This is a genomic window from Cellulomonas septica, from assembly GCF_012396155.1.
Lineage (GTDB): Bacteria > Actinomycetota > Actinomycetes > Actinomycetales > Cellulomonadaceae > Cellulomonas > Cellulomonas septica.
On record NZ_JAAXOY010000610.1, the window covers coordinates 1 to 2,167 of the forward strand.

Consider the following 2,167-nt stretch of genomic DNA (forward strand, 5'->3'; position numbering starts at 1 on the left):
CGCGCGCGGCGCCGGCCGCGTGCTGGGCGGACGCGACGTGGTGCTGGTCGACGACGTGCTCACCACGGGGGCGAGCGTGGCGGCGTCGGCCGCGGCCGTGCAGGCGGCGGGCGGGTGCGTCGTCGCCTGCCTGACCGTGGCGTCCACCCCGGGACCGGGCGCGGGAGGAGCCCGCGGGTGACCGGTTCGCGCGGCTCGTCCGGTTCGTCGTCCGCCGGTCGGGCGGCGATTGGTCCGACCCCCGGGACCGGGGTTAGCGTGGGTGCCTGAGCCGACGGCGCAGCGGAGCCCCCGACCTCGAAGCAGTCGAGGTCGACCCGCAGCGCGGGAGGAGGTGACGCCGCCCGACTGTCCCCCGGGGCAGACCAGAAGCATGTCGCCGGGTGGCGCGAGCCGCCCCAGACCTCCCAGGAGGCTCACATGGAGATCGTGGTTGCAGGCCGGCACACCGAGGTGCTCCCGAAGTACCGGGCACACCTCGAGCAGAAGCTCGCGAAGGTCGAGCAGCTGGCCCCCCGCGCACAGCGGATCGACGTCCTCGTGTCGCACGAGGCCAACCCTCGTCAGTCGGGCAGCTGTGAGCGCGTCGAGCTCACCGTCGTCGACAAGGGTCCCGTCATCCGCGCCGAGGCGTGCGCAGACGACCGGTACGCGGCACTGGACCTGGCGCTCGGGAAGCTCCTCGAACGCCTGCGCCGCACACGCGACCGTCGCAAGGACCACCGCAACCACACTCCGCTGACCCCTGTCGACGTGCGTCCCCTCGAGCAGGTCCCCGAGCCCGCCGAGGCGCCCGCCCCCGTCGACGGCGCCGTGGAGACGACGCTCGGCGACTCGCCGGTCGTCATCCGCGAGAAGGTCCACGAGGCGCTGCCCATGACGGTCGACGACGCGCTCTACGAGATGGAGCTCGTCGGTCACGACTTCTACCTCTTCATCGACGCCGAGACCGCGCAGCCGGCCGTCGCCTACCGCCGCCGCGGCTGGAGCTACGGCGTCATCAAGCTCGACACCGCCGTGCGCACCGACGCCCCCGCGTCCGCCGTCGTCGGCGGCTGACCCCGCGTCCCACGACGCCCGGCCCTCCCCGTGAGGGCCGGGCGTCGTCGCGTGCCGGGCGGGTCACGGGCCGCGTGGGTGGTCGCCGCCATGATGGGACGGTGCCTCCCGCCGGCCTCCCCGCCCCCACCGAGTCGCTGTCCCTCTCGCAGGCGCGCCGTGTCGCGCTGCGCGCCCAGGGGCTCGACGTCCCGCGTCCGGAGCGGACGGGCCCCGCGACGATGCGGCACCTCCAGCAAGTCGTCGACCGGCTCGGCCTCCTGCAGATCGACTCGGTGAACGTGCTGGCCCGGGCCCACCTCATGCCGACGTTCTCGCGTGTCGGCCCGTACGATCCGGGGCTGCTGGACCGCGCGTCGGGTCGCGCGCCGCGCCGGCTCGTCGAGGCGTGGGCCCACCAGGCGTCGTACGTCCCGCCGGAGACGTTCCGGCTGCTCGGCTGGCGCCAGCGGAAGTACGCGACCGAGGCGTGGGGGTCGATCGCGCAGGTCCCGCTGCAGCACGCGCCGGCCCTCACGGAGATCCGCGCGCTGCTCGCGTCGTCCGGACCGCTCACCGCGAGCGAGGTCCAGGTGCACTTCGAGGCCGACCACCCGACGTCGAGGGACGAGTGGGGCTGGAACTGGTCGGTCGCGAAGCGCGTGCTCGAGTTCCTGTTCTTCACGGGCGAGGTCACGTCGGCGGGCCGCAACGCGGCGTTCGAGCGCCGCTACGACCTCGCGGACCGCGTCCTGCCGCCCGACGTCCTCGCACAGCCCGAGCCCGACGACGCGGCCGCGGTGCGCGCGCTCGTCGAGATCTCCGCACGCGCGCACGGGATCGGGACGCTCGGCTGCCTGGCCGACTACTTCCGCATCTCGCAGCGCCTCGCGGCGACCGCCGCCGCCGAGCTCGTCGAGGACGGCGTCCTCGTGCCCGTGCGCGTCGCCGGGTGGGAGGCGCGCCCCGTCTTCCGGCACCGCGACGCGACGCTCCCGCGCTCGGCCCGTGGCGCGGCGCTGCTCAGCCCGTTCGACCCGCTCGTCTTCGAGCGTCGTCGCCTCGAGGAGCTGTACGGGCTGCGGTACCGCATCGAGATCTACGTCCCCGAGCCCAAGCGCGTGTGGGG

Annotated in this window: 2 protein-coding genes and 1 pseudogene; all 3 read left to right on the forward strand. The window is 74.8% G+C overall.

Annotated elements, in window-relative coordinates:
- Nucleotides 1–181 (forward strand): annotated as a pseudogene (locus HGA02_RS17220) (phosphoribosyltransferase family protein); the annotation flags it as partial.
- Between the two features lie 239 nt (nucleotides 182–420).
- Complete coding sequence (gene hpf / locus HGA02_RS17225; protein ID WP_124343283.1) at nucleotides 421–1,059, forward strand: ribosome hibernation-promoting factor, HPF/YfiA family; 639 nt, start codon at nucleotides 421–423, stop codon at nucleotides 1,057–1,059.
- A gap of 101 nt (nucleotides 1,060–1,160) precedes the next feature.
- The coding region (locus HGA02_RS17230; protein WP_168680423.1) for a DNA glycosylase AlkZ-like family protein at nucleotides 1,161–2,167 on the forward strand (1,007 nt) is incomplete at its 3' end.

What these genes read in the sequence shown, in the direction of transcription:
- hpf (WP_124343283.1), top strand. Translation starts at nt 421, where the DNA reads ATGGAGATCGTGGTTGCAGGCCGGCACACCGAGGTGCTCCCGAAGTAC.